Source organism: Halorubellus sp. JP-L1 (genome assembly GCF_011440375.1).
Taxonomy (GTDB): Archaea; Halobacteriota; Halobacteria; order Halobacteriales; family Natrialbaceae; genus Halorubellus.
The window spans coordinates 533,885-560,295 of sequence record NZ_JAAOIR010000001.1 but is presented as its reverse complement, the minus strand read 5'-3'; the positions used below and the strand labels follow the sequence as shown (position 1 = coordinate 560,295).

General features: G+C 67.7%; 25 protein-coding genes and 1 tRNA gene. 13 read left to right on the top strand and 13 right to left on the bottom strand.

Annotation, left to right across the window (positions count from 1 at the left end; genetic code table 11):
* Positions 1-149 precede the first annotated feature (149 nt).
* The 3 genes from G9C85_RS02875 (at position 150) to G9C85_RS02865 (ending at position 3,243) form a co-directional block, all read left to right on the top strand.
* Positions 150-656, top strand: a complete 507-nt coding sequence (locus G9C85_RS02875; RefSeq protein ID WP_166036731.1) for a hypothetical protein — start codon at positions 150-152, stop codon at positions 654-656.
* 115 nt (positions 657-771) lie between these two features.
* A complete protein-coding gene (locus G9C85_RS02870) occupies positions 772-1,929 on the top strand; it encodes a signal peptidase I (protein ID WP_166036729.1) in 1,158 nt (385 codons plus the stop codon).
* 48 nt (positions 1,930-1,977) lie between these two features.
* Positions 1,978-3,243 carry a DUF5305 domain-containing protein gene (locus G9C85_RS02865; RefSeq protein ID WP_166036727.1) on the top strand — a complete coding sequence of 422 codons (1,266 nt, stop codon included), beginning with the start codon at positions 1,978-1,980 and terminating at the stop codon, positions 3,241-3,243.
* A 52-nt stretch (positions 3,244-3,295) separates the two neighbouring features.
* On the opposite strand, the gene G9C85_RS02860 is transcribed toward G9C85_RS02865, so the two are convergent.
* Both G9C85_RS02860 and G9C85_RS02855 read right to left on the bottom strand, forming a co-directional pair.
* The gene (locus G9C85_RS02860; RefSeq protein ID WP_166036725.1) at positions 3,296-3,937 is read right to left on the bottom strand and encodes a class II aldolase/adducin family protein; all 642 of its coding nucleotides are present in this window, start codon (positions 3,935-3,937) and stop codon (positions 3,296-3,298) included.
* Positions 3,934-4,638, bottom strand: a complete 705-nt coding sequence (locus G9C85_RS02855; protein ID WP_166036723.1) for an HAD family hydrolase — start codon at positions 4,636-4,638, stop codon at positions 3,934-3,936. The genes G9C85_RS02860 and G9C85_RS02855 overlap by 4 nt, the downstream gene beginning before the upstream one ends.
* 222 nt (positions 4,639-4,860) lie before the next feature.
* On the opposite strand from G9C85_RS02855, the gene G9C85_RS02850 reads away from it, so the two are divergent.
* Positions 4,861-5,445 (top strand): response regulator, encoded by a 585-nt coding sequence (locus tag G9C85_RS02850; RefSeq protein WP_166036721.1) that lies wholly within the window; start codon positions 4,861-4,863, stop codon positions 5,443-5,445.
* A 24-nt stretch (positions 5,446-5,469) separates the two neighbouring features.
* Here the strand turns inward: G9C85_RS02850 and citE are convergent, their stop codons facing one another.
* From citE to glmS, 5 genes are read right to left on the bottom strand one after another with little or no spacing between them, the layout of a single operon-like run.
* Positions 5,470-6,507, bottom strand: coding sequence for an L-malyl-CoA/beta-methylmalyl-CoA lyase (gene citE, locus G9C85_RS02845; RefSeq protein ID WP_166036719.1), 1,038 nt, complete (start codon positions 6,505-6,507; stop codon positions 5,470-5,472).
* A gap of 6 nt (positions 6,508-6,513) precedes the next feature.
* Positions 6,514-7,632: a 2-methylfumaryl-CoA hydratase gene (mch, locus tag G9C85_RS02840; protein ID WP_166036717.1), complete on the bottom strand. Its 1,119-nt coding sequence runs from the start codon at positions 7,630-7,632 to the stop codon at positions 6,514-6,516.
* Between the two features lie 30 nt (positions 7,633-7,662).
* Positions 7,663-8,934, bottom strand: a complete 1,272-nt coding sequence (locus G9C85_RS02835) for a methylaspartate ammonia-lyase (RefSeq protein ID WP_166036715.1) — start codon at positions 8,932-8,934, stop codon at positions 7,663-7,665.
* Positions 8,924-10,432 carry a methylaspartate mutase subunit E gene (locus tag G9C85_RS02830; RefSeq protein ID WP_166036713.1) on the bottom strand — a complete coding sequence of 503 codons (1,509 nt, stop codon included), beginning with the start codon at positions 10,430-10,432 and terminating at the stop codon, positions 8,924-8,926. Before G9C85_RS02830 ends, G9C85_RS02835 begins: the two co-directional genes overlap by 11 nt.
* 4 nt (positions 10,433-10,436) lie before the next feature.
* Positions 10,437-10,871: a methylaspartate mutase subunit S gene (gene glmS, locus G9C85_RS02825; protein ID WP_166036711.1), complete on the bottom strand. Its 435-nt coding sequence runs from the start codon at positions 10,869-10,871 to the stop codon at positions 10,437-10,439.
* 150 nt (positions 10,872-11,021) lie between these two features.
* On the opposite strand from glmS, the gene mct reads away from it, so the two are divergent.
* Positions 11,022-12,311 carry a succinyl-CoA:mesaconate CoA-transferase gene (mct, locus tag G9C85_RS02820; protein WP_166036709.1) on the top strand — a complete coding sequence of 430 codons (1,290 nt, stop codon included), beginning with the start codon at positions 11,022-11,024 and terminating at the stop codon, positions 12,309-12,311.
* 51 nt (positions 12,312-12,362) lie between these two features.
* On the opposite strand, the gene G9C85_RS02815 is transcribed toward mct, so the two are convergent.
* Positions 12,363-12,641, bottom strand: a complete 279-nt coding sequence (locus G9C85_RS02815) for a hypothetical protein (RefSeq protein ID WP_166036707.1) — start codon at positions 12,639-12,641, stop codon at positions 12,363-12,365.
* Positions 12,642-12,768: 127 nt separating this feature from the next.
* Between G9C85_RS02815 and G9C85_RS02810 the strand changes: the two genes are divergently transcribed.
* Complete coding sequence (locus tag G9C85_RS02810; protein ID WP_166036705.1) at positions 12,769-13,092, top strand: DUF5785 family protein; 324 nt, start codon at positions 12,769-12,771, stop codon at positions 13,090-13,092.
* Positions 13,093-13,176: 84 nt separating this feature from the next.
* Here the strand turns inward: G9C85_RS02810 and G9C85_RS02805 are convergent, their stop codons facing one another.
* Positions 13,177-15,048, bottom strand: coding sequence for an ATP-binding protein (locus G9C85_RS02805; protein ID WP_166036703.1), 1,872 nt, complete (start codon positions 15,046-15,048; stop codon positions 13,177-13,179).
* Positions 15,049-15,213: 165 nt separating this feature from the next.
* Here G9C85_RS02805 and G9C85_RS02800 point away from each other — a divergent pair, with 165 nt between their 5' ends.
* The 4 genes from G9C85_RS02800 (at position 15,214) to G9C85_RS02785 (ending at position 19,723) form a co-directional block, all read left to right on the top strand.
* Entirely contained in the window at positions 15,214-15,972 is a 759-nt protein-coding gene (locus tag G9C85_RS02800) for a GTP cyclohydrolase III (protein ID WP_166036701.1), read from the top strand.
* A 124-nt stretch (positions 15,973-16,096) separates the two neighbouring features.
* Entirely contained in the window at positions 16,097-16,684 is a 588-nt protein-coding gene (locus G9C85_RS02795; RefSeq protein WP_166036699.1) for a cyclic nucleotide-binding/CBS domain-containing protein, read from the top strand.
* Positions 16,685-16,924: 240 nt separating this feature from the next.
* Entirely contained in the window at positions 16,925-18,220 is a 1,296-nt protein-coding gene (locus G9C85_RS02790) for an ABC transporter substrate-binding protein (protein WP_166036697.1), read from the top strand.
* 405 nt (positions 18,221-18,625) lie between these two features.
* Positions 18,626-19,723, top strand: a complete 1,098-nt coding sequence (locus tag G9C85_RS02785) for a DUF4397 domain-containing protein (RefSeq protein WP_369680761.1) — start codon at positions 18,626-18,628, stop codon at positions 19,721-19,723.
* Between the two features lie 117 nt (positions 19,724-19,840).
* Here the strand turns inward: G9C85_RS02785 and G9C85_RS02780 are convergent, their stop codons facing one another.
* The 4 genes from G9C85_RS02780 to G9C85_RS02765 all read right to left on the bottom strand — a co-directional run bounded on the left by G9C85_RS02780 (position 19,841) and on the right by G9C85_RS02765 (position 24,055).
* A complete protein-coding gene (locus G9C85_RS02780) occupies positions 19,841-20,665 on the bottom strand; it encodes an ABC transporter ATP-binding protein (protein ID WP_166036695.1) in 825 nt (274 codons plus the stop codon).
* Complete coding sequence (locus tag G9C85_RS02775; RefSeq protein WP_166038923.1) at positions 20,662-21,429, bottom strand: ABC transporter ATP-binding protein; 768 nt, start codon at positions 21,427-21,429, stop codon at positions 20,662-20,664. Before G9C85_RS02775 ends, G9C85_RS02780 begins: the two co-directional genes overlap by 4 nt.
* Before the next feature lie 101 nt (positions 21,430-21,530).
* The gene (locus G9C85_RS02770) at positions 21,531-22,877 is read right to left on the bottom strand and encodes a branched-chain amino acid ABC transporter permease (RefSeq protein ID WP_166038922.1); all 1,347 of its coding nucleotides are present in this window, start codon (positions 22,875-22,877) and stop codon (positions 21,531-21,533) included.
* Positions 22,878-22,936: 59 nt separating this feature from the next.
* The gene (locus G9C85_RS02765; RefSeq protein WP_166036694.1) at positions 22,937-24,055 is read right to left on the bottom strand and encodes a branched-chain amino acid ABC transporter permease; all 1,119 of its coding nucleotides are present in this window, start codon (positions 24,053-24,055) and stop codon (positions 22,937-22,939) included.
* A 413-nt stretch (positions 24,056-24,468) separates the two neighbouring features.
* On the opposite strand from G9C85_RS02765, the gene G9C85_RS02760 reads away from it, so the two are divergent.
* The 3 genes from G9C85_RS02760 (at position 24,469) to G9C85_RS02750 (ending at position 26,319) form a co-directional block, all read left to right on the top strand.
* Positions 24,469-25,689 (top strand): phosphoglycerate kinase, encoded by a 1,221-nt coding sequence (locus tag G9C85_RS02760; RefSeq protein ID WP_166036693.1) that lies wholly within the window; start codon positions 24,469-24,471, stop codon positions 25,687-25,689.
* 3 nt (positions 25,690-25,692) lie between these two features.
* Positions 25,693-26,238 carry a GNAT family N-acetyltransferase gene (locus tag G9C85_RS02755; protein WP_166036692.1) on the top strand — a complete coding sequence of 182 codons (546 nt, stop codon included), beginning with the start codon at positions 25,693-25,695 and terminating at the stop codon, positions 26,236-26,238.
* A gap of 7 nt (positions 26,239-26,245) precedes the next feature.
* A tRNA-Thr gene (locus G9C85_RS02750) sits at positions 26,246-26,319 on the top strand.
* Positions 26,320-26,411 lie beyond the last annotated feature (92 nt).

The window sequence follows — 26,411 nt, the reverse complement described above, 5'->3', positions numbered from 1 at the left end:
TGTCCGGGCGCGGTGACCGTCACCGGGCTACAGCATCCGTTCATAACAATGTCCCTGCCGAGTGGGTGTTGAACCACGCGCTCGACCGAATGCGGCCCGCAGAAGCGGCGGGGGGCTCGGGGGCGCGTACGACTACGAGGGATACAACTATGGATCGACGCAAATTCGTACTCGGTATCGGATCGCTCGCCGCGGGCGGCGCGGCCGCAATGGGAACAGGCGCGTTCAGCAGCGCACAGATCAACGACCGCGCCGTCGAGGCGAGCGTCGTCAACGACAACTCCGCGTTGCTCAGACTGAACCCGTCCGTCAGTCAGCATGCCACCCAGTCTGGTGGCAAGCTCAAGGTCTCCATCCAGGATCTCAGCCAGGACTCGGAGTACACCTTCAAGCAGCTCTTCCGGATCCACAACGACGGTGGCAACAACCCGGTCGAGATCTCTGCGAGCATGAGTGGCGGACTCAGTAGTGCGGTCAACGACGCGCGGGCGTATGGTCCGCACGTCGTCGACGGAACCAGTTTGATAAGTGATTCCGTGACGATCGCTCCAGGAGAGTACGTGGACGTCGGTGCGACCGTCGTCACCACCGACGGTGTCGGGTCCTTCGATGGGGGCGGCGACTGGGCGTTCACGATCCACGCGGACGAGGCCTAATCGTTAACCACACCGACCCGCCGACGGGCGCTGGCCGCGTTCGGAGGGAGGCGGCCCGGATATCGCAGCGTCCCGTCTTCGTCATCGAACATCGGCCGTACCAGCACCTATCCGAATGCTCCGACGAGTCGCCGAACGTGCCGCTATCGCCCTGCTGAGCGTCGTCGTGATCTCGCTGGTCGTCGGTTCGATGTTCGGGCAACCCGTGCTGTTCAGTTACGTCACCAGCGACAGCATGGCGCCGACGCTCGATGCCGGCGATGGATTCGTCGCCGTACCCGTGCAACTTGACGATTCGATCGAAGCCGGCGACGTCGTCGTCTTTCGGGCGGTGGAGACCGGCGGCGGCGGACTGACGACGCACCGCATCGTCGGACGCACCGACGAGGGATTCGTGACGCGTGGCGACGGCAACGCCGTCACGGATCAGGATGCGGGCGAGCCACCCGTGAAGCACGAACAGGTCGTCGCCACGGCCTGGCGCGTCGACGGCGACGTCGTCGTGATTCCAGCACTCGGGACCGTCGTCGAGGGAACTCGATCGGTGCTCGTGCAGGTGCAGGCTCTCGTCGCGGGGATGCTCGGAGTCCAGGGCGTCCAGACGCCACAGTTCTTGAGTTACGCGTTCTTCGCGGTAGCGTTCGTCTGGTACGTCCTCGGGAGGGCAGTGGGTCGCCATGCGAGAGAACGATCCCGATCTATTCGGCGAGCGACGGGTATCGACGCTCGGTTGTACGTTGCCGGCGTCGTGGGGCTGGTCGTACTGGCGGCGACCGCGACCATGTTGGTTCCCGCGGGGCCGACCGAGTACTCGATCGTCAGCGCGGACTACGAGTCGGAGCGCCAGACCGTCGTTCAACGGGGTGGCTCGGTGTCCGTGACCCACGCGATCGGTAATAGTGGGTTCTTGCCGGTGGTGTCGTTCCTCGAACCGTCGGGCGACGGCGTCGACGTCGAGCCACGCGAGACAGCGATTCCGGCGCGAGGCGTGGTGAATGCATCGGTGACGCTCCACGCACCGCCGGAGACGGGGTACTATCGCCGCTACGTCACCGAACATCGATACCTCGCGGTGTTGCCGCAGTCGACGATTCGCGCGCTCTATCACGTCCATCCGTGGGTGCCGATCGTCGTCATCGACGCGACGATCGGCGTCCCGTTCTATCTGGCCGGTGTCAGGCTCGTGGGTCGCGAACGATTGCGGCGGCGGGCTCGCGAGTCGCCGGAATCCGTAACGGCGCGACTGCGGGGCTACCTAACGAGTCTGTACTGATTTCCAACGGTCGGATAACTAAACGTGCGAACCGCCAATGGGGGGTCGATGACCGACCAGTGGTTGCGTGTTCGCGCCCTGTTGGATGCGCAGTTCGTGCCCGTGGTAGTCGCGCTCTTGGTCGTCACGCTCGCTGGAACTGGGGTAGCCTATGCGACGCTGGTGGATCCCGGAACCGAACAGGTGGAGCGGACTGCGTCGACGTGGGGGACGGAGAGCGAGTTCTCGCATCGGGCGGTCGTGACGGAGGCGAATCCGCTGTTCGACGTCGGGTCGACGCTCTCGAATCGCTCGACGTACTTCGCCGCGGTGTCGCCGCGGTTCGAGGGCGAGTACCGGTTCTCGTATCGGGCGAGCGAGCGCGGCGACGTCGACAGCGACGTGGAACTGGCGGTGGTGATGCGTGGCGTCGACGAGGCGGAGCGTGGCGGGAACGTCACGGTGCTCTGGGAGCGCTCGCGGCCGCTGGAGTCGACGACGCGCGAGTCCCTGGAACCGGGGGAGACGGTCGCGGTTCCGTTCTCCGTGAACGCGACGGCGCTCGCGAGCGAGAGCGAGGCGATCGAGGAGGGGCTCGGGGAGCCCGCCGACGGGACGCAGCTGTTCTTGCGAGCGACCGTCCACGCGAACGGGTCGGTGAACGGGGAGCCAGTGGACCGGGCGGCGACGCATCGGCTCGGGTTCGCGTTCGACGACGGAACGTACCGCGTCGCGGGAGCAGGGCCGGAGACGGAGTCGTTCGAGCGGACGGAGACGGTCGCCCGCGAACGCTCTTTTGGGCCACTTCGGACCCTGGGCGGACCGCTGCTGGTGGTCGTCGGACTCGCGGGCCTCCTCGGTCTGGCCATCGCTCGACGCCGTGATCTGCTGGCGCTGTCGGCAGCCGAACGCGAGTACCTGACGTACGTCGACGACCGCGAGCAGTTCGACGAGTGGATCTCGACGATCCGGCTCCCAGCGCAGGCGTTCGAGCTGCCGGAGGCGGAGGCGTCGTCGCTCGGGAGTCTCGTCGACTTCGCGATCGATACGGACAACGGCGTGATGGAATCCCCGGACGAGGACGCGTTCTACGTCGTGCACGACGGCTACCTGTACGCGTACCGGCCGCCGGTCGACGACGTCGAGGAACCGGAAGATGGTGCCGGGGGACTGGTGGCCGATACCGACGCGCCCGGGGAGGTCGTCGAACAGTCGGACGAGGCGACGGCGACGCACCCTCGCGTGGACGGGAGTGGCCTCGACCAGTCGGTCGTGGACGACCTCGCGGCCGAGGGAGCGCCGTCCCCTTCGTCGGACGACGGTTCGGAGGGGTAGCGTCGGCGGATACGACCCACGAGCAGCAGTTCTCTCGTGCGACCGGCCCAATTCAGGCGTCGCTCTGCCCGTAGGATTCGAACTTTTCGAGGACGACGTCGAGCTGGTCGTCGGTGAGTTCGTGGGGGTCGCCACCGACGCTCCGGGCGCGCAGATAGAGTTCGCAGAGAGATTCGACGTGGACGGTGTTCTCGATGGCGGTCGGGAGGTCGGGGCCGGTGACGACGAGGCCGTGGTTCTCGATGAGCGAGGCAGTCGATTCGGCGTCGCGCATCGCGTCGACGGCGTTCCGCGCGAGCGCTTCCGTCCCGTAGGGCGCGTACTCGGCGACGGGGACGCGCTTGCCGACGGCGACGATCATGTAGTGGATGGGTGGCAGTTCGTCGTGGCGGGTCGCGAGCGTGGTGGCGTACGGCGAGTGCGTGTGGACGATGGCACCGGGTTCGTCGAACCGGTAGATGTGGCGGTGCATCGGGACCTCGCTACTCGGGTCCATGTCGCCGTCGAGGTGCTCGCCGTCCAGGGAGACGACGGGGACGTCGGGTCGGTCGAAGCTGTCGTAGGGGACGCCCGTGGGCGTGATGGCGAACGCGTCGCCGTCGCGAACGGAGAGGTTCCCGGTGCGACCGGGCGTGAGCGCGGCGAGTTCGGGCGCGTGCGAGACGACGGCGTCGCGGGCCGCTTCGAGCGTCATAGTACCACGTCGGTTACGTCCCCGAAGTCGTGAATGTGGTGGTCCGGGCGTTGCTGGCCGGCGAGTGCGTCGTACTCGCGTCCGGGGTCGAGCAGGACGGTCTCGAGGCCGACGGCGTTCCCGCCCTCGACGTCGCTCGCGGGATCGTCGCCGACGAACGCGGCGTCGCTCGGCCGACAGTCGAGTTGCGCGAGCGGGTACGTGAACATCACGCTGGAGGGCTTCTCGCGCCCGGTCTCCTCGCTCGTCAGGAGGAGGTCGACGTGCGGTTCGATGCCGAGGTGATGGATCTTCTTCAACTGGATGCGCGTCGTGAGGTTCGTGACGATGGCGACGGCGACGTCGGCGTCGTGCAGGTCACGGAACACCCTCTCGACGTCGTCGTAGAGCTCCATCTCGTGGACGTACGCGTCCCAGTACGCTTCGCCGAGTTCGAGCGCGTGCTCGGACCTGTGGGTCTCCGCGTGGATCTGGATGGCGTGCTTGAAGTAGAGGAAGCGCTCGTGTGCGCTGGCCGTACCCGCTAGTTCGCGCTTGGTCGCTCGCCGGCCCTCCTGGTAGAGGGTTTCGAAGGCCTCGCGGTCGAAGTCGTACCCGAGTTCGTGCGCGGTCCGCCACGCGGCGCGCTTCCCAGCGCGATTGCACTCCGGGTACGGGTAGAGCGTCCCGTCGAGGTCGAAGAGGACGGCTTCGGTCGACATGCCGGGGGGTTACTCGGACCGCACCATTACGTCCTTCGACCGGCGGTCACCCGCGAACGCGGTCGCGCCCGCCCGGCCTGCGCGGCCCGGGCCGCCCGCGCGGCCCGCGCAGCGCGTTCGCTCGTCCGCGGATTCGCTCCGGCCGATCGCTCGTTTGATGTAACGATTCGGTTTCGCGTGGTAAGGGCCACTTACTTGCCGATTGGTGCGTTACACGACCACATGGAATCCGGGGGTGAGGACGTGTCGGGTCGGGTCGTCGTGGTGGACGACGAGGAGCGCGTGGCGGACGTCTACGCGTCGTTCCTCGCCGGCGAACACGCGGTCGAGACGGCGTACACCGGCGAGGAGGCGCTCGACGTCGTCGACGACGCCGTCGATCTCGTGCTCCTGGACCGGCGCATGCCGGGGATGCACGGCGACGTCGTCCTCGAACGCCTCCGCGACCGCGGCTACGAGGGCCGCGTCGTGATGGTGACGGCGCTCGATCCCGGTTTCGACGTCGTCGACATGGAGTTCGAGCAGTACGTCTGCAAGCCCGTCGGGCGCGACGAACTCCGGACCGTCGTCCGTCAGGAGTTGCTGCGCGCGAACTACGACGACGCCCTCCAGGAGTACCTCCGCCTGCAGTCGAAGTACACCGCGATCTCGGAGGACCACCCGGACCCGGCCGCGATCGAGGACGAACGCGTCCAGGCGCTAAGAACTCGTCTCGACGAACTCCGCGACGGCCTCCTCGACACGCTCGTCGAGCACGCCCGTCTCAAGTACGACGCCGACGATGCCGACGACGGCCGCACCGCCTGACTCGAGGCGACCCGACGGAGTGGCCTATCGTCGCCAGTCGGTGTCGAGTTCGAGCGCGCGGGAGAGCAGGTCGTCGTCGTACACCTCGCCGGTCTGGTCGGGGTGGCGCGCGTGGATCGTCCGGACGGCCTCGACGGTGTTCGCGAAGTTCTTGAACGTCGCCTCGTCGACCATCTGGCCGTCGACCGTCACCGCCCCAGTCCCCTCTGCCTTCGCCGCGTCGAACCGCTCGATCTTCGAGACGTCGCGCTCGAGTTCCTCGACCGTCGGCATGTGGACGCGATTCGCCTGCACGGTCTGCTTCGGGTACAGGCTCCAGGAGCCGTCGAGGCCGACCGCGGCCTCGCGCTCGACCTGGTCGGCGTACGCCGGTGCGTTGTAGTACGTGACGCCGGCGCGTTCCGCGAACAGCTTGTCGAACGGGCCGCCGATGGCGACGACGTCGTTCGCGCTCGCCTCGTTCGAGAGCGCCTCCAGCAGGCCGTCCCAGCGCGGGCGGTCGCCGTCGATCGCGCGCCCGCCCAGTTCCGCGGTGTAGTCCACGGGCCCGAAGATCATCCCCGCGAGTCGGCCGCTCTCTCCGAGCATCGCGATCTCGCGGAGGTCCGAGCGCGCCGCCGCGGTCTCGACGATGACGGAGAGTTCGAGCGACCCCTCGGGGAGGCCGGCGTCGGCTTCGGCGCCCGCCAGGACCTCGAGTGCGCGCTCGACGTCCGCGACGCGGCCGACCTTCGGGACGACGACGCCGGTGAGGGTCTCGCCGACCTCCTCGACGAGCGTCCGGATCTCCGTCTCGCCCTGGCTCCGTAGGCGTTCGTCGTCGTACGCCCACTGGACGCGCGGCCAGATCTCGCCGGGGAACTCGACGCCGCCCGCGAGGCGGTCGACGGTGTTCTCGAGGCCCTCGGCCTTCATGTCCGGTGCCGTCCCGTCCTCGATGTCGGGGACGAGCCAGTCCGGCGCCTGGAAGCCGGTGGCGTCGAGCGCGGAGTCGAGGTACTTCGCCGTGTTCTCCTTGGGGACGGCGGCCGGTGCGGTCTGGAAGGTGCGTGCGATTCTCATATAGCTTCAGTTGGGTGTCTGCTGGCTGGCGGTTCGCTTCCGAATGCGTGCGGTTCGAGTCCCCGAGTAGACGGGTTCGTCGTCCTGGTCGAACGCGACGTGCTCGAACTCGACGGTGCCGTACCTGTCGTCGCCGTCGTCGTCGCGAGCGTCGCGGACGCGCGTGAAGCAGTAGACGGTGTCGCCGGGCGTGACGAACGCGTGGAAGCGCTCGTCGTCGAACCCGACCTCGCGCCACGTCGCCTCGTCGCTGCGGGCGTGCCCGAGCGCGGTCGAGCGCGTGACGTCGCCGTACGCGACGAGGTCGCCGCTCGGCGAGTCCGCCATCACGTTCGCGTCGTGGTGCTGCTTCGCGGTGTTCAGCGTCATCAGCGGCAGCTGGCTGACGGTGACGGCGTCCATCGTTCGCCCGCGCTCGTGCCGGTACGCGACCGCGGCGTCTCCGCCGTGTTCGTCCTCGACGGCGGCGAGCGCGACGGCGAAGTCCTCGTAGTGCTCGCCGTCGGGTTCGACGAACGTCCCCGGCAGTCCGAGGTCCGGCGAGGACTCGCCTTCGGCCTGGTCGTCGTTCTTCGCCTCCTGCTCGCCGCCGTCGCTCGCGGGCGGGTTCCGGCGCGGAATCATGTTCGTTCGCTCGTAGGACAGCAGCGGGTCGCCCGTGTCGGCGTCGACCCCCGTCGTCTCCCACGTGACGATGCCGTAGTCGGGGCGCGAGGACGACGTGGCGGTGTCGAGCACTTCCGAGCGAACCCGGAGGTTCGTCCCGAGCGGGACGCCGTGCTCGTGGAAGCGGAGGTTCGTTCGGCCGAGGAAGTACCCGCCCTTCTCGGAGAGGTCCTCGACGGTCGGGCCCATCACGGCCGCCGTCAGGTAGTCCGGGTGCGCGGGCACGTCGTCGAACCCCCTGGATTCGGCGGCGTCGGGCCGCCAGTACGCGGGGTCGTGGTTCAGGGTCTGGCCGGCCCACGTCTCGCTCGCGTGCCGCGTGAGCGTCAACCCGGGGGCGTGATCGAGTTCGTCGCCCACCGCGAAGTCCTCGAAGCAGTTCCCCTTCGGTCTGGTCGCGGCGCGGTCGAGCGCCGCACGGAACGTCTCGTCGTCGGAGAGATCGAATTCGTCAGTCATGTCGTATCCATCATCTATGTGGTCTCGAAGTCAGTCGTCCGCGGTCGCGGTCGTCGTGCGGCTCGTTCGGTCGCGAGCGAGCGCGCGCCGCATCTCGTTCTCGACGACCATGTAGCCCTCGTCGAACCCCATCCCGGGCTTGGCGAGCACCTGCGCGGCGTCCGTCGCCAGCGCGACGTGCGCGCACGCCCGAGCGCTCGTGACGGTCTCGTTGCACGTCCCGCCGAGGTACGCGCGGACGTCCGTGCCCTCGCAGTATTTGACCGCCTCTCCGGACCGCTGGATGCCGCCGAGGTCGGGGGTCTTCACCTGGACGACGTCCGCCGCGCCCGCGTCCACGAACGCCTTCACGTCCGCGAGGGTGTTACACCACTCGTCGGCGACGAGGTCCACGTCGACGTCGGCGTCCGCGAGCGCGTCCCGCAGTTCGGTCATCGCGTGGATCTGTTCGGCGCGGCCGCCGACGTCCATCGGGCCCTCGATCTGGATCGGGTGCTCGCCCGCGGCGTCCGCGAGCTCCTGGAAGTAGTCCACGACCGCGGTGCGGTCGTACGGTGCGCCGAGGACGTCGCCGAGGACGCCGTAGACGTCGAGGTGGATCCGCGGCCGGTAGTCGTCGTCGCCGAGTTCGGTCGCGCGCTCGACGATCCAAGTGACGTACTCGCGGAGTCCCTCGCCGTCCTCGCCGAGTTTCTCGACGCTGTTGAACAGCCCGTGTGGGAGGACGGGGACGCCCTTGATGAGCATCTTCTCGGCGTTCGCGTACCGGTCGTCGCCGGACTGCCCGAACACGGGCACGGGCTCGGTCGCGGGCGTCGTCCCGAGGTGGGCGGCGAGCGTTCGCGCTCGCGGCTCCCGGTTCGCGTGCGCGGCCGCGGCGAGCAGCGCCTGCGAGACGCCGTACCGGACCGCCGTGTGTAGCTGCTCGCGCTCGCCCTCGCCGGGCATCGCCGCGAGATCCGCGACGTTCGTCCCGAACTTGGTCGCGTCCCGGCCCTCGAACGCGTCCGCGACGCGGTCCGCGACCACCGGCCGATAGCGCTCCGCGCGGAACAGCGGATCGCGGCCGCCGGCACCCGAGTACTGGACCGCACAGCAGTCCCCGGACACCGTCGTTCCGTCGCTCAGGTCGAGTTCGACGGTCAGGGCCTCGCCGGCCTCGCGTACCGCGTCGAACCCCTGCGTGACCGGTTCGCCGTCGTACGCGAACCCGTCCTGGGTCGCCCCTTCCTTGATCGCGCGCTGGTCGTCGAAGTAGAACCCCGAGACGGTCGGGACGGCGCGAACGCGCTCAATCCGCACGCGACTCACCTCCGTCGGCCGCGCCGGTCGCGTCGTCCGCTGTCCCGTCCTCGTCACGCGTCCCGCTACCGTTCGGGTTCGGGCGCCCGATGAGGCGGCCGTCGCTGATGGCGTCGACGTCGTCCGCGACCATCGCGAACGACCGCTCGCGGCCCTCCGTGCGAGCGCGTTCGTCGAGGAAGTTCCCGTGGATCTCCTTCAGGTCGTCGCTCACGTCGAGGTCCGCGAACTCGAAGATGCGGACGCGGCCGTCGTCGTCGCGCGCCGGCAGGACCGCGCCCATCGCGGCGTCGCTCGGCGCGAACGGGACGTCCAGCGCACCCGCTGCGAACGCGTCGACGACGCCGAGCGCGACGTCGCCGTCGCCGTAGTGCTCGACGGTCTCGACGAGCTCCATGGCCGTCCGCTCTATCAACTCCTGCTCCTCGTCGACGCCGTCGAGCGCGATCGCCTGCTCGCGAACCATATCGAGCATCTGCCGGGTCGTCCGCAGCCCGGCGGCGTTGGCCTCCTTCGTTGGGACGCCCTGGAACTCCTGCGGGCTCTTCGTGATGACCTTGTCCGGCTCCGCGACCGCCGCCGTCGTTCCGCCGAGCCCGATGACGCCGTTGGCTCTCGCTTCGTCCGGCGGGAACCCGCCCATCCACTCGTGGAACACCGTTGTCACCTCGACGCTATCCGGGAGGTACGACTCGCCGAGGCTCTTGAGCGCGCGCAGGGCCGCGACGTCCTGCACGAGGTTCCCGACCTGCCCGTACCCGAGCGTGAGCGAGCGGACGCCCTGCGTGGCGGCGAGCTTGCCCTCGACGAGCATCACCGCGATCGCGATGCTCGGCGGGACCAGGGTCCCCGTCAGCGGCCCGAACGGCTCGCGGTTGATGGTGACGCCGCGTTCGGTGTACGCGCCCGCGAGCCGGTCGACGAACTGCCAGTGCTCGATCGTCTCCGCGAGGTCGTCGTCCTTGCAGTAGGGGATGTTGTAGCTGATCGGGCCGCCCTCGAAGCTCTGGAACCCGCCCGCGAACGTCACCGCCGCGAGCAAGCGTGCGTCGGGCGTGCCGTGTCGGACCTCGATGGGCGCGTCGAGCGCGCGGATCAGGTCGCGACAGCCCTCGACGCCGTGATTGACCGCCGGGAACCCGTTGAGCGCCGCCTTTCCCGTGTCGCGAGCCTCCTCGAGCCCCGTCTGGGCCTTCTCGTACTGGTTGTCGCGCGTGTACGAGTCGATCGTCGTCGGCAGGAGGTCCGCGTTCCCCTCCTCCTGGAGGTGAGAGAGGAGCGAGATCTGTTCGTCGAGGCGGGCGACGCCGGCTCGCGGCTGGAGGAGCGGTCGGTCCGCGGACTCGAGGACGTCCGCGAACCGCTTTTCGTCGGGCAGGGACTCGTGGAACTCGATCGCGTCCTCGAAGTCGACGTCTGCGCCCGTGGGATAGTTCCCCCTGATGGCCTCGTCTGTGCGTCGCAACTGCTCGGCCGGGATGCGTTCGTCGCGCAACATCGACTCAGGCCGTGACCCGTTCGGTGTCGCGTTCGCTGTGCGAGCAGTCCCGTTCGAGCGCGCGGATCGCCTCCTCGGGACTGGTCTCGCTGTCGAAGACGCGATCGAATCCCATCTCGCGGAACGTCTCCCGCGTCTCCGCGAAGTCGTCCTGGCCGACGGCGAGGTTGCCGCCGATGTAGGTGACCGAGTCGACGTCGTGGTCGCGGAGGGTCTCGTGGAAGCCGCGGCAGTCCTGCTCGGCGTGCCCGTAGAGCGAGGAGACGAGTACGGCGTCGGCGTCGTGGGCGGCTGCGGACTCGGCGAACTCCTCCTGGGAGGACTGGACGCCGAGGTTGTGAACCTCGAACCCTGCGGCCGAGAGGGCCTGTTCGAGGATGGTGATACCGACGACGTGCGCGTCGGACCCGATGACACCGAGTGTGACTGTCGCGGGCATGTACCCAGAGAGTACGATGAACAATAGTTAAAGATAATGGTCTATCATGATAATATTCCTTATACACGTTGAAGCGTGGGTGTGGTAATAAACCACACCTTCATTATCAATAGGGAAGGTTTTTGCCTGGGGCCGTCGTGCGAACCGGCCATGCCAGCAAGCGACGTCGACGACGGAGCGGCCGCGGACGGCGATTCCGACGGCGAAGCCGCCGCGGATGCCAGCCACGACGCCGCCGCGGACGCCAGCCACGACGGCGGCGACGGCCCGCTCTCGGACCTCCGCGTCGTCGACCTCACGCAGGTGCTCGCCGGCCCGTACTGCACGATGCTCCTCGCGGACCTCGGCGCGGACGTAGTGAAGGTCGAACGGCCCGGCGGCGACCTCATCCGCTCGAACCCCCCGCACGTCGGCGACGCCGCCGACGAACCCTACGGCGGCTACTTCCAGAGCGTCAACCGCGGCAAGCGCAGCGTCGAACTCGACCTCGGCGACGATGCCGACCGCGAGGAGTTCCTCTATCTCGTCGAATCCGCGGACGTCGTCGTCGAGAATTACCGCGCCGGCACCATGGAACGACTCGACTGCGAGTACGAGACCCTCAGGGAGGTCAACCCGGAGCTCATCTACGCGAGCATCCGCGGCTTTGGCGACCCGCGCACGGGCGAGACGCACAGGCAAGGCCAGCCGAGCTTCGACCTCGTCGCGCAAGCGCTCGGCGGCGTCATGGAGATAACGGGCCAGGAAGACGGTCCGCCGACGAAGGTCGGCCCCGGCATCGGCGACCTCTTCACCGCCGTCCTCGAGGCCGTCGGCATCCTCGCCGCCGTCCACCGCCGCGAACGCACCGGCGAGGGGAGCTACGTCGACACCGCGATGTACGACGCGATGGTCTCCATGTGCGAGCGCGCCGTCTACCACTACTCGTACGACGACGACGTCCTCACGCGTCAGGGCAACAGTCACCCGACGCTGTTCCCGTACAACGCGTTCGAAGCGAACGACGGGTACGTCGTAATCGCCGCGTTCTCCGACGGCCACTGGCGCGCGCTCTGCGAGGCGATGGACCGCCCCGACCTCGCCGCCGACTACCCCGACGCCGCCAGTCGCGTCCGCGCCCGCGAGGACCTCCGCCCCGAAATCGCCGCGTGGACCCGCGAGCACGACGCCGACGACATAGTCGACCGCCTCGACGGTCGCGTCCCCGCCGCCCCCGTCCAGGACGCCGCCGACGTCTTCGACGACCCGCACGTCGCCGACCGAGGGATGCTCGCCGACGTCGCCCAGCCCGGCGCCGACCGCGATGTCACCGTCGCCGGCTGCCCAATCAAGTTCGGCGACGCACCCACCGGCCCCCGCGGCCGCGCCCCGCTCCTCGACGAACACCACGAGGAACTGCTCGGCGACCGCGAACGCCCGCGCGCCAGCGGCGACGACTGACGTCGCGCGCCCGACGGGACCGACCGCGGACCGCTCGCCCTCGAGACCGATTCAGACCGCGTCTCGGTCCACGAACTTGTAGAAGCGACTCGCGTCGTCCGTGGGCTCGTAGACGAACGCGAGGCGCTCGCGCTCGAACGTCGCGAAGAACTCGCTCCAGGTAATCGCCGCGAAGCGATCGGTGTCCGGGAACGTAAAGCGGAGAACGCCCTCGGCGTTCGGACCCGCCCGCGCCGGCGTCGCGTCGCGCGCCGCTGCCCAGCGGCGGATCGCCTCGTGGTTCGTCGTCGCGTCCCCCTGTCCGCCGGACGGCAACACGGTCCTCGACATCGTACCTCGACGTACTGCGCTCACTTCCCCAAGTCACACGCCAAATCCAATAGGGACCGATGCGCCGCGGGCCGCCAGCGCGCCGGGGAGAGAAACCCTTTTGCGCCTCCCATCCGGACGTTCGGGCATGACAGACTGGCCGCACGACCCCGACGGCGACGAGGGCAGCGAGGGCATGCGGAAGTACGGGATGGCGATCCTCGCCAAGCGACTCGACGAGGACGAGGACTTCCCGCTGACGGCCGCGGCGTTCGTGGAGGAACACGGCGACGAACCCGTCCGCCTCAACCACAAGCGGATCGTGAGCGTCGCGGACGTCTTCGAGCACGTCGACAAGGGCGAGTTCGACGACATCGTGGACTTCCACAAGACCGTCGGGCGCGCGATGCGCTCCGGGAACTTCTGGGAGTACCAGCCCAAGGCGGGCGAATCGAACGTCAAACACGCCTAAACGCGGTCTCTCGTCCTCCGTTCGGCGCTTCGCCGCCCAGCGTGGCCTCCACCCAGCGTGGCCTCCACCCAGCGAAGACGCCGGCTACTCCGTCCCGGGCCGGTCGACGCCACGGAACTCGAAGCGCGCACCGCCCGATTCGCCGTCAACGATCGACACCGTCCAGCCGTGCGCGCTCGCGACCTGCTCGACGATCGCGAGCCCGAACCCGGAGCCGTCCGTCGCGTTCGTGTACCCCGTCTCGAAGACCGCCTCGCGCTCGCTCTCCGGGATGCCGTGACCGTCGTCCGCGACGTAGAACCCATCCCTCGAGGGGAGGTCGCCGACGCGGACCGTCACCGCGTCGCCGACGTGATCGAGCGCGTTCCGGAACAGGTTCGCGAACACGTCCACGAGCCGGCCGACGTCCGCGAGTACCGGCGTCGTCTCCTCGACGACGAGCTCGGCGTCCGGCGTGGGAAGCGACGCCCAGGCGCGACGCGCAGCCTCGCCGGGGACGACCGACGACGTCTCGGAGACGACGTCCCCCGACCGTGCCAGGTCCAGGAGATCGTCGACGAGCGACCGCATCCGCTCGTGGGCGGCCGACACCTCGTCGAGACTCGCCTCGTCGCCCGTCTCCCGGTAGTTCACGAGGTGGCCCTCCGCGACGTTCAGCGGATTCCGGAGGTCGTGACTCACGATGCCCGCGAACTCGTCCAGGCGGTCGTTCTGCCGCTGGAGCGCGCGTTGACGTTCTTTGTTCTCCGTGATGTCGGTATAGATCCCGTACACTTCGTCCGCGCGACCGTCGATCGGGATGACGTGCAGGATGAAGTCCCGGACGCCGTCCGCGGCCGTCCGCTGCACCTCGCGCGCCACCGCCTCCCCGTCGGCCTCCACGTCGAGGAACGCGCCGACGTCCGACCCGTTCGGGGCCTCGACCACGGTCGAGAGCGCCCGTCCGCGGACCGCGTCCTGGTCGCAGTCGAACGTTCGCGCGAACGCCGCGTTCACCGAATCCACCGCGAGCGTCCCGTCATCGCCGAACGACGCACGAACCGCCGGGTCCGGGACGTTCTCGAACAGCGCCGCGAACCGGTCGCGTTCCTCGCGGAGGTCCTGCCGGTTCCGCACGCGCTTGAGGCTCTCCGCGACGTGTGCGGCCAGCAACTGCGCGAGTTCGAGGTCGTCGGCGTCGAACGCGGCCGTCTCCTCCGCGACCGCCTGGAACACGCCGACGTCGCTCACCGGGACCGTGAACCCCGACCGGTACGTCATCTCCGCCGGGTCCGCGTCCGTCACCTCGCTCAAGTCGTTGTTGATCGTCGCCTTGCGCGTCCGGGCGACTCGAGCGGCGACGTTCTCCGCGTCGATCGCCACCTCCTGCGCGCCGCCCTCGGGGAGCCCCGAGGACTTCGCGACGGGGACGAGCCGGTCGTCGCGGATCACGTCCAGCAGGCACTGGTCGAACTCGAGGACTTGCTCGGCGGCGTCGATCGTCCGCTCGTACACCGCCGCCTCGGTCTCGCACGCCGCCAGGTCAGTCGCGACGTCGTGCAGGGTCTCGATCTTCTCGCGCGTCCGGTCGACGCCGCCGAGTTCGTCCGCGAGCACGTCCACGACGTTCGCCGCGGCGTCGGCGCCGTCCTTCGAGACGTACGCACTCGCGCCGGCGACCGTCGCACGCGACGCGACCGATTCCGATCCGCCGTCCGTGTAGACGACCACCGGGACGGTAGATCGGTCGCGGATGTCGTCGACGAGCGCCACGCCGTCCGCGAACGCGTCGTCGGAAACGTCGTACTCCGTCACCACTCCCACCGGTGGATTCTCCGCTTCGAGTGCGTCCACGGCGGCACTCGCCGACGTCGCGCGCTCGAACGCGACCGACGTCGCTCGGTCGTCGCTCGCGACTGCGAGGTCGTCGACGACACCCGGCTCGTCGACGACCAGGATCCGGGGACGCTCCGTCATGTGATTCTCGAAACGTACGGGGTCGTCCTACAAGTATACCCCGGCCACGGCGCCGCACGCGGCGTTCGCATGGAAATCACCGACTGCTTCGCACTCGCCACTCGCGTCTCGCGGACGTTCCGTTTAGGGTGACTTAAGCCACGGGCTCCGTTAGACCACGCCAACGTGACGAACACACAGGTCACTCTCTTCCAGATCGACAACTACGGGCCCTGGACGGTGACGCCGGAACCGCGCCGCGAGGTCGACCTCCAGACGCTCCAGTCGCGACTGTACGCCGATCTCTCGCAGTTCGTCGGGAACCGCGACGGCTACGTCTTCTTCACGCGCTTCGACAACATGGTCGCGGTCACGAACGGCCTCGACGAGGCCGACCACGAACTCCTCCAGGAGTCGGTGCGGAACCGCTACCCCGTCACGCTGAGCGTCGCCGTCGCCACCGGCGTCACGCCCGCGCAGGCGCTCGCGGACTCCACAGCACTCGTGCAAGAGGAGGGGAGCGCGCAGGACAAGTCCCGGCGCGAGGTGCTCGCCGGCCGAACGGTCGGCGACGAGCACCGTCGCGACGACGACGTCCACGTCGCGCACTTCGACGTGAACGACGCCACCGAGAAGTACACGGACGAACTCGACGCGTTCGAGGTGTTCACGCACATCGAGCAGGGGTACGCGTCGCTCATGCGAGAGCTCTACACCGAGCACGACGCGCTCGCGTTCTTCGTCGGCGGCGACAACGTCATCGCCACCTGCCCGGACATGGACGAGCGCGAGTACGAGGCCGCCATCGAGCACGTCCGCGAGGACGCCGACGTGGAACTCAAGGTCGGCGTCGGCTCCGGCCCCACCGCGCACGAGGCCGGGATGGACGCCAAGCACGCGCTCGAGGACTGCCGCGCCAAGAACACGACCGTCGAATTCCACTGACGGCGATCGACGGCGATCGGCGGCGATCGACGCAGCTCCGGGTCGACGCCCATACGAATTCCGGTGGTGCGTGCTTAAGTCTGCTGGAGGTACCTTTTAGAACGACCGTGCCAATCGTTCACGTATGAACGCGGACGTGTCGATTCGTGACGTGGCAGCCCGAAACTTCGTCGGCGTCACGGAGACCGACTCCGTCAGTGGCGCGGCGAAACTCATGTACGACGACGACGCCAGTAGCGCCGTCGTCCTCCGGGGCTCCGAGCCCGTCGGCATCGTCACAGAGCGCGACGTCGTCGGCCTCGTCGCCGAGGACGGCGACCCGACGAACACGGAGGTGAGCGTCATCATGAGCGACCCCGTCGTCACCGTCGACGCCGCGGAGTCCCTCGACGTCGCCGCCGACCGCATGGGCTCCGAGACGATAAGGCACCTCGTCGTCACCGACGACGACGAACTGTTCGGCGTGCTCTCCGCGAACGACGTCCTCGGCGCTCGCGCCGCCGGCAGCCCGACCGGCAGCAAATCCGGTACCGAGCCGACCGCTGGCGACCTCATCCAGAACGGCGGCATGGAGCTCGTCGACGACCGGAGCACGCCCGGCGCGGACGCCACGTACGATCCCCAGAGCATCTGCGAGGTCTGCGGCGCGCTCTCGGATTCGCTCACGGACCGCAACGGCCAGCTCGTCTGCGACAACTGCGTCGACGTCTGACCGGCGACGTCCGCCAGTCGACGTCCGATCGCCGGAGTCGAATCGTCGCCGCGGAACCGCGACGACGGGCGCTCGCTGGCCGCAATGGAATTCGGTCCCTGCACCAGTTCACGTCGGTGAGTTTACCAGACACGTGCGTACGCGGTTACAACCCTAGATAATTCGTGCTCCACGAACCCCCGCACGGCCCGTGGTTTTCGGGGGTCAGACTTATTACACCGGGGTTTGTAATCGTGTCTCATGGCACGGAACGTGCGAAGACGTGACGTACTGAGTGGCATTGGAGCGGCTGGACTCGCGAGCACCGCCGGCTGTATCGGTGGGCTCGGTGGCGGCGGCGGTGGTCCGGACATGCTCACGGTCGTCGGCTACCCAGAGGACGGCATCCAGCTGTTCCGGGACTACTACAGTTCCTACAGCGACGACACCGACATCCTCATCCCGGACGGCCTCCGCGACGGCGACCTCCCGGGTCAGGTCGGGAACGACATGAGCAACATCACCGGGACCGCACCGGCAGCGGGCGGCCCGAACCAGGAAGCGTACACGAGCCTGTACGAGGACGAGTACGGCGAATCGCCCGGCGTGTTCTCCTCGCAGTCGTACGACTCGACCGCGATCGGCATCCTCGCGAACGCCGCAGCCGGCGAGAACTCCGGGCCGGCGATCCGCGACCAGATGCGGAACGTGTGCAACCCCGGCGGGATGGAGGTCGGCCCCGGCAACTTCGTCGAGGGCGTCGAGGCGGCCGCGAACGGCGAGAACATCAACTACCAGGGAGCGTCCAGTTCGACTAACTTCGACGAGAACGGCGACCCCGCTTCTGCCGCGTACGCGACGTGGGAGTTCGTCGAGGGCGGCGGTACGGAGACGACCGGAACCTCGAACTTCGAGGGCTCGAACCCCGACGGTGCCGGGCCGTCGGCCGACGAGATGCCCGGCGGTATGGGTCGCGAGATCATGGTCGGAATCCTCCTGCCGGAGACGGGCGCGCTCGCATCGACGGGCGAATCGATGATCAACGCCGCACAGATCCCCGCGATCCAGGTGAACGACGCCGACATCGACCTCACGGTCGACACGCAACTCGAGGACACGGAGACGAACTCCCAGTCCGGTGTCTCCGCGGCGAACTCCCTTGTGAACGCCGGGTACCCCTACATCTGTGGGACGGCGTCCTCCGGCGTGAACGTCCCGGTGAGCCAGGAGGTTCTCATCCCGAACGAGATCGTCGGCTGTTCGCCATCCTCGACCGCGCTGTCCGTGACGAACCTCGAGGACAACGACTTCATCTTCCGGACCGCGCCCTCGGACCGCCTGCAGGGTCGCGTCATGGCCCAGCTCGCGTCCGAGGAGCTCGAAGCCGAAACCTGCTCGACGCTGTACGTCAACAACGACTACGGCCAGCAGCTCTCCGAGCGGTTCTCGGGCGTGTTCGAGGACGAGTTCGACGGCGAGGTCTTCCGTCAGACCGCGTTCAACCAGGGCGAGTCCTCGTACAGTTCCGTCGTCAGCGACGCGATGAGTTCGCAGTAGACGCGCGACGACTCGACGCACCGAATCCCGTACTTCTTTCGACCGCTGGTCTCCAGGAGCGACGGCCTCGCCGAGTACGCAGCCCTCGCACGCCCCGAGTCTTCAGGTGCGGTCGCTGTCGAGGGATCAGCGGTCGCTGTCGAGGGACCGTGGCTCGATACGGTCGCGTTACTCGCCCGTTCGGTCCGGACGAGATAGTCGCAGCCCTGGACTGGTGGCTGAGCGAAATCCCTCGTGAGGGTGGAATGAACGGCGCGTTACCGACTCGCGTTCGACCGCGGGGCGCGGGCGCACGAGACGGCGTTACACCGCATCTCTGGTATCGGTCACTTATGCTGGAGTGCTCGAAATCGGAGTCCGCCTTATCGCTCTATAACAAAGGTAGCGCCGTTCTCTGTCGTACGTGTGCTATCGACACCAACGTCACGGAAGTTACTGATCATACTGATCGCCGTCGGACTCGTCGGCAGTAGCGTCGCGTTCGCGACGACATCGGCGCCGTCGAACGCCGACGCGAACCAGGTGACGCAGGTCGGCGAGACCCAGGATTCGACGTTCGTCCGCGTGCTGCACGCCTCGCCTGACGCGCCGGCGGTCGACGTGCGCGTCGAGAACGAGACCGTCGCGTCGAACGTCTCGTTCGGGACGGTCAGCGAGTACCTCGAACTCCAGGCGGGGACGTACAACGTGAGCATCGTTGCCGCGGAGAACGCGAGCACGGTCGTCTTCGATGACGAGGTGGCGTTCGAACCGCGGACCGTGACCACGATCGCTGCGTCCGGGGAGATTAGCGAGGGCGCGAACACGTCCTTCGAGCCCGTCCGCTACCAGGACGATGCGTTCACGCCCGCGAACGACACGAGCGCGATCAGCGTCGTCCACCTCTCGCCGGACGCTCCGGCGGTCGACGTGACGGCCGCGAACGGGAGCGTCGTCCTCGCGGACAACGTCACGTTCCAGAACGGCTCTGACTACGTCGCCGTGCCGGCGGGGAACTACACGGTCGAGATTCGGCCCGCGACCGCGACCGACGACGGACCGGTCGTCTACTCCGCCAACGTCTCCCTCGACGCCGGCGAGGCGTACTCCGCGTTCGCCGTCGGCTACCTGAACGTCGAGGATGCGCCCGCAGAGACGCCGTTCGAGGTTCTCGTCACCGAAGACGCCACCTTCTCGCTCCAGCTTCCCGGCGAGGACGAACCGGCGAACGAGACGACGACCGAGGAGGAAACGACCACCGAAGACGCAGAGACGACGACCGAGGAGGAAACGACCACCGAGGAAGCCGAGACGACCACTGAGGAAGAGACGACGACCGAAGAAGCTGAGACGACCACTGAGGAGGAAACGACGACCGAAGAAGCAGAGACGACCACTGAGGAAGAGACGACGACCGAAGAAGCAGAGACGACCACTGAGGAAGAGACGACGACCGAAGAAGCAGAGACGACCACTGAGGAAGAGACGACGACCGAAGAAGCTGAGACGATCGTCGAGAACTGAACGGCGATTGCATCGCGACCGGAGTCACCGCGTCGAGGTCGCGAACTGGCAGTCGCCGCGCCGTGGTCGCGGCGTGGGACGGCTCCGTTATAGTCGCCGCGAACGGCGGCTGAACTGCTATCCGCCGAGGAAGTCCTGGCGGACCTGCGGGTCGTTCAGGAGCGTCGTCCCCTCGTCCTCGTAGCGGTTCTTCCCGTCGACGAGCACGTACCCGCGGTCGCAGCGACTGAGTGCCTCCTTCGCGTTCTGCTCGACCATCAGGATCGCCGTCCCGGCTTCGTTGATCTCGTCGATCTTGTCGAACATCTCCGCGACCAGGTCCGGCGCCAGTCCGGCCGACGGCTCGTCGAGCAGGAGCAGCTCCGGGTCGAGCATGAGCGCGCGCCCCATCGCGAGCATCTGCTGTTGACCGCCCGAGAGCGTCCCCGCCTTCTGGGTCTGGCGCTCCTCGAGGATCGGGAAGCGCTCGAACACCTCCTCGAGCGCGTCCTGGGGGACCTCGTCGAGGATGTACGCGCCCATCTCCAGGTTCTCGCGGACCGTCAGCGTCCCGAACACGTTGTCGTTCTGCGGGACGTACCCGAGACCCAGGTGGATGATGTTCTCCGGCCGCATCGCCGTGATGTCGTCGCCCTGGAACTGGACGGTTCCACCCATGTGGCTCGTCAACCCGAACACGGACTTCATAACCGTCGACTTCCCCGCGCCGTTCGGGCCGACGATCGTGACGTACTCCTCGTCGTTCACGTCCAGGTCCACGTCCGTGAGGATCTGGAGGTCGCCGTAGCCGGCGTCCAGGTTGCGAACGGAGAGGATGCTGTCCTCGTACAACGTGACGTCCGTCGCCGCGTTCGTCCCGGACGTCGAGTCCGCGGGCGACCCCGCCGGCTCGTTCGCGTTCGCCGGCTGGTCCGTCGCGTCCGCGGTCGCGTCGTCGCTCATACCTCACCTCCGAGGTAGGCCTCGATGACGTCTTCGTTGTTCCGGACGTGCTCGGGCGTCCCCTCCGTGAGGATGCGACCCTGGTGCATCACGATGACTTTCTCGCAGTTCTGCATGATGAGGTCCATGTCGTGCTCGACGATGAGGAACGTGTACCCCTGGTTCCGCAGTTCGTGGATGTGCTCCAGCAGCCGTTCCTCGAGCGTGGGGTTGACGCCCGCGAACGGTTCGTCCAACAGCAGCATCTCCGGGTCCGTCAAGAGCGCTCGCGCGAGCTCGAGGAGCTTCCGTTGCCCGCCGGAGAGGTTCCCCGCGTACTCGTTCGCGAGGTGCTCGATGTCGAAGAACTCGAGCGTGTCCCACGCGCGCTCGAGGATCTCCGACTCCTGAGCCTTCACGTCGTCCCTGGAGAACACCGACCGCCAGAGCGACTCGCCGCGCTGGTGCATCGGCGCGACCATCATGTTCTCGAGGACCGTCATCTCCGAGAGTTCGCGTGCGATCTGGAACGTCCGCACGAGGCCGCGTTCGGCGACCTCGTACGGCTCCAGCCCCGTGATGTCCTCGCCGTTGAACTCCACGACGCCGGAGTCCGGCGTGTACGTGCCCGTGATGCAGTTGAACGTCGACGACTTCCCCGCACCGTTCGGCCCGATGAGACCCGTCATGCTGCCCTTCTCGATCTCGAAGCTGGCGCCGTCGACGGCGGTGATGCCGCCGAACGTCTTCCGGAGGTCCCGAACCTTTAGTGGGACGTCAGCCATGTCCGCCGTCCCTGAGGCGGCGTCGAGTTCGACGTCCGACTCGGCGTCCGGGACCGTCACGCTACCGTCGCCGTCGGGCGCGTCGGAGGACTCGGTGTCGCTCACTGCTCTTCACCTCCGTCCGTCGCGACCTCTTTCTGCTTCTTCCCGGGCCGCCCGAGCGGGATGCTCGCCGCGGCCTCCTTGCGATGACCGAGCAAGCCGTCGGGGCGCCGGTGCATGAGGACGATGAGGACCGCGCCCATCAGGAACAGCTGGAGTTGCCGGATCGAGTCCAGCGTGTACATGAGCAGCGGGAAGACGTCCCCGCTCGTGCTGATGGGGAGGAGCGCCTGCCCGAAGCTCGACGGTGCCGGCGGGTTGCCGAGCACCGTCTCCACGATGTTCTTGAAGTACCGCGGTCCCTGGAAGAGGAACGCGGCGAAGATCGCGCCACCCATGACGCTCCCGGTGTTCGACCCGGCACCGCCGATGATGAGTGCGATCCAGATGTAGAACGTGATCCGTGGCCGGAACGTGTTCGGCGTCACCGACCCCTGCGTCCCGAACCAGAGGATGCCGATGAGGCCCATGAGCGCACAGCCGACCATGAACGACTTGATCTTGAAGACGTTCGTATTCTTCCCGAGTGCGTTCGTCACGTCCTCGTCCTCGCGGATCGCCTTCAGGACGCGACCGAACGGCGAACTCCCGATCCGCGTGATGAGGAGGTAGAAGCCGCCGAGGACGACCAGGAGGAACGCGGCGTACGCGAAGTTGTCCACGACGGGCTTTGGATTCGTCGGGATGTAGTTACTGACGAACCCGACGATCCCGTTGATGTACACCTCCTCCCAGAGCCACCCGGATTGACCGAACACGAAGTCGAACGGGTAACTCAGGGTGCGAACGAAGATCTCGAGCGGGTCGCCGTAGTCGAGGATGAGGCCGTCACCGCCACCGAGACCGACCCGGTAGCCGGCGACGTCCGCGCCGCTCAGGGTGTCCGAGAGCAGTGAGAACCGGACGATCTCCGAGAGCGCGATCGTGACGATCGCGAGGTAGTCCGCGCGGAGTCTGAGTGCGGGCAGCGCAGTGATGAGGCCGAGGATCGCTGCCGCGGCCATCCCGCCGGCGATCCCGACGATCAGCGGCAGTCCGAAGCCGCCGACCTCGGCGGCGCTCGTCCCCGACCCGAACACGGGCTTGGAGAGGACGCCGGTGATGTAGACGCCGGTCGCCATGAACCCGACGATACCGATGTTGAACAGGCCCGTGTACCCCCAGTGGAGGTTGAGGGCGAGTGCCGCCATCGCGAACACCGCGATCCAGAACGTCAACTGACCGATCTGGTTCATGAGCCCGCGGAACGGGAGACCGATGACGACGCCGCCGATCAGGTAGAGCGCGAACACGCCGACGAGGAGCGTGATGAGCATGTTCGAGTCGTTCCCGAAGTCGATGCCCATGACGACGGCTCGCTGCTCCTCCTCGGACTGCCCGTACCCACCCCCGTCTTCGGTGTCGCTCATGCTGTCGACCTCCCTGAGAACAGCCCCTGTGGACGGACGACCAGGACGAGGATCATGACGACGAACGCGGCAGCGCGCGCGAACCCGGACGGGATCCAGATGACGGCCGTCGACGCCGTGAGGCCGATGACGAGGCCGCCGAGGATCGCGCCGTAGACGGACCCGATGCCGCCGAGGATGACCGCTGCGAAGATGAGCAGGAGCAGCAGCCAGCCGTCGTTCCAGCTCAGGGTGCCCTTCCAGAGCACGAACATGTATCCCGCGATGCCGGTGAGGCCGCCGCCGATGATCCACGTCGAGCGGACGACGCGCTCAGTCGGGATGCCCGTGATGCGGGCGAGCGATTCGTCGTCGGACATCGCACGCATCGCCTTCCCGAGCTTCGTGCGCTGCAGGAGGACGTGCACGCCGAGCATCAGTCCGCCCGCGACGAGGACGAGGAAGCCGTCGTGGAGCGTGAGCGGGACGGTACCGTCGAGGACGAGCGGCCGGATGCCGGGGACGCTCCCGGCGGCGGTCGTGCCGCGCGTGCTCGAGTCGAACACGAACAGGATGAGGTACCGGAGCGCGAACGCCACGCCGATGCTCGTGATGAGCAGCGGGATGCCGCCGGCGTCGCGTATCGGCTTGAACATGAACCGGTCGATGAACAGCGCGAGGCCGATGGTGAGTCCGCCGGCGACCAGGAGCCCGACGAGGACTGCGATCGGCGTGTCGACGACGTTGATGCCGAGCGCGCCACCGAAGACGGAGCCGCCTGCACCGACGAGCGCGAGCGAACCGATGTTCGCTTCGGCGCCGAATCCGCCGGCGATGAGGTACGTTACGGACCAGCCGGAGAACGCGCCGGCGGTGATGTAGTCACCGTGCGCGAAGTTCGCGAAGTTCAGGATGCTGTACGTCATCGAGAGGCCGATGCCCGCCAGGCCGATGACGAGCCCCCGCATGAGGCCGTCCTTGACGAGGCCGATGACGCCGGAGATGGCGAGGTCACCGGTGACGAGCTGGCGTAGCATGTCCAGCAGCAGGACGACGCCGATGAAGACGAGCGCGGCTGTCATCGGCTTCTCGAGGATGAGCTCTCTGCCTCTGGTTACCGATTCGGATGCTCCCATGTGTGTGTCTTACAAAGAATGCGCGACAAGGAGATAGTTAAGTCTTGCCCGACCTATCAGGAAAAGCGCATAGCTGGTGGCTGTGAGTGCGGCGCTTTTCGAACTCCGGCCCATTCGATTCCGCCCGCTTACTACGTCGGGTTTCTGACGCCTGCCCGGTGGCTGCGAGGCGGTCACGACAGCCGCTCCTGGACAGGACGTATCAGATTCAGACGAGATCTCTCGACGGTCCGTCGAACCGACCGTCGGCAGCGAGACGCCCAGAACTGCCGAATACCCCCACGAAGGACCCGTACGACCGCCGCCGTCACCGGTCGTTCGTTCAGCGTGCTGTCACACCCCTCGGTAGCTTCTGTCATATCCCCTGGTCGAACAAAGAAAGGTCTTTCACCGGCCCCCGCGGAACCCCAATCATGCCGTTGGAGACCCTGGACGACGCCACCCTCGACGGTGCCGCCGTCGCGGTCCGCGTGGACGTGAACAGTCCACTCGAAGCGGACGGCGCGCTCGCCGACGACGCGCGCCTCCAGGCCCACCACGACACGCTCGCAGAGATCGCCGGCCGCGGCGGCCGCGTCGTCGTCCTCGCCCACCAGGGTCGCCCTGGCGGCGACCAGTTCGGGCGACTGCGGCCGCACGCCGACCGGTTCGACGACCTCCTCGACGCACCCGTCTCCTACCTCGACGCGACCTGCAACCAGCAGGCTCGCGATCGCGTCGACGCGCTCGAGGCCGGCGAGGTGCTCGTCCTCGAGAACACGCGCTTCTACAGCGAGGAGTACATGGAGTTCGAGCCCGCGGCGGCGGGCGACACGCACCTCGTCACCGGCCTCGTTCCCGTCCTCGACTGTTACGTGAACGACGCGTTCGCGGCCGCGCATCGCTCCCAGCCGTCGCTCGTCGGGTTCCCGCAGCACCTCCCGAGTTACATGGGTCGCGTGATGGAGGCCGAGATCGACGTCCTCGGGAACGTCGACGAGACGCCGCGCCCGCGCGTGTACTTGCTCGGGGGCGCGAAGGTGAGTGACTCCATCGACGTGGCGTGGGACGTCCTCGAGTCCGGGATGGCGGACTCGGTCCTGACGACGGGCGTCGTCGGGAACGTCTTCCTGCTCGCGGACGGCGTCGACGTCGGCGACGCCTCCTCGGACTTCATCTACGATCAGGGGTACTGGGACGAGATCGATCGGGCGGCGGACCTCCTCGATGCGCACGGGGACGCAATCCGGTTCCCGCAGGACGTCGCCGTGGAACGCGACGGCGAACGCCACGAACTCGGGTTGAACGCACTCCCGGGTCGCGAGGACGAGGCGGCGATGGACGTCGGGAGCGAGACGATCCGCATGTACCGCGACGTCCTCGAGTCTGCGGAGACCGTCGTCCTGAACGGGCCGGCTGGCGTGTTCGAGGACTCGCTGTTCGAGAACGGAACGCGAGAGCTCTACGCGGCCGCGAGCAACCCGACGTACAGCATCGTCGGCGGCGGCGACACCGCGGCGGCCATCCGGAAGTTCGACCTGGAGGGGTTCGATCACCTGTCGACGGGTGGCGGTGCCTGCCTCCAGATGTTGACGAACGGCGAGTTGCCGGCGGTCGAGGCGCTCCGTCACGCACCCGCGGCGCGTGAGGCGTAGCGGATGCGCGTCGAGCGGGCGCAGACAGCCGACCTGACGGCGCTCGTGGACGCGTGGGTGGCGCTCGCGGCGGAACAACGCCAGCACGGCTCGCACTTGCACGCCGCAGCGAACCGCGACCGCATCCGCGAGTCGATGGCGCATCACCTCGTCGAGGACACGTGTCTGGTCGCACGCCCTGGATCGGGTGACGTGCTGGCGTCCGGATCGGGCGACGACGCCGAGGACGGTGCGTCGCTGCCGGACGTGGTGGGGTTCGTGACGTTCGCCGTCGACCCGGACGGCTACGAGATGGACGTGGACCGAGGTGCGGTCGAGAATCTCTACGTCGCGAGCGAGTGGCGTGGTCGGGGCGTCGGTGCGAGGTTGCTGTCGGCGGCGGAGGCGGAACTCGCGTTCCGTGGCGTCGAGGCGGTGTCGCTCCAGGTGCTCGCGGCGAACGACCGCGCGCGATCGTTCTACGAGCGCGAGGGCTACGGCGACCACCGCGTCGTCGTCGAGAAGCGACTCGATGTCGAAACGGATACAAAGGGCAATGACGGAGAGTGAATCACGCGCCAGGAGAGCATGGGCGGTTCATGCACTCGACTTGTAATCGAGACTTCGGGGGTTCGAATCCCCCTCCTGGCTTCTCTCGTTCTGCTTACAATTCAACGCGGCATCTCGAGAGAAAACGCCAGTAGGAAGGCATTACGGGCCTGATGAATCACATCACGCAATAG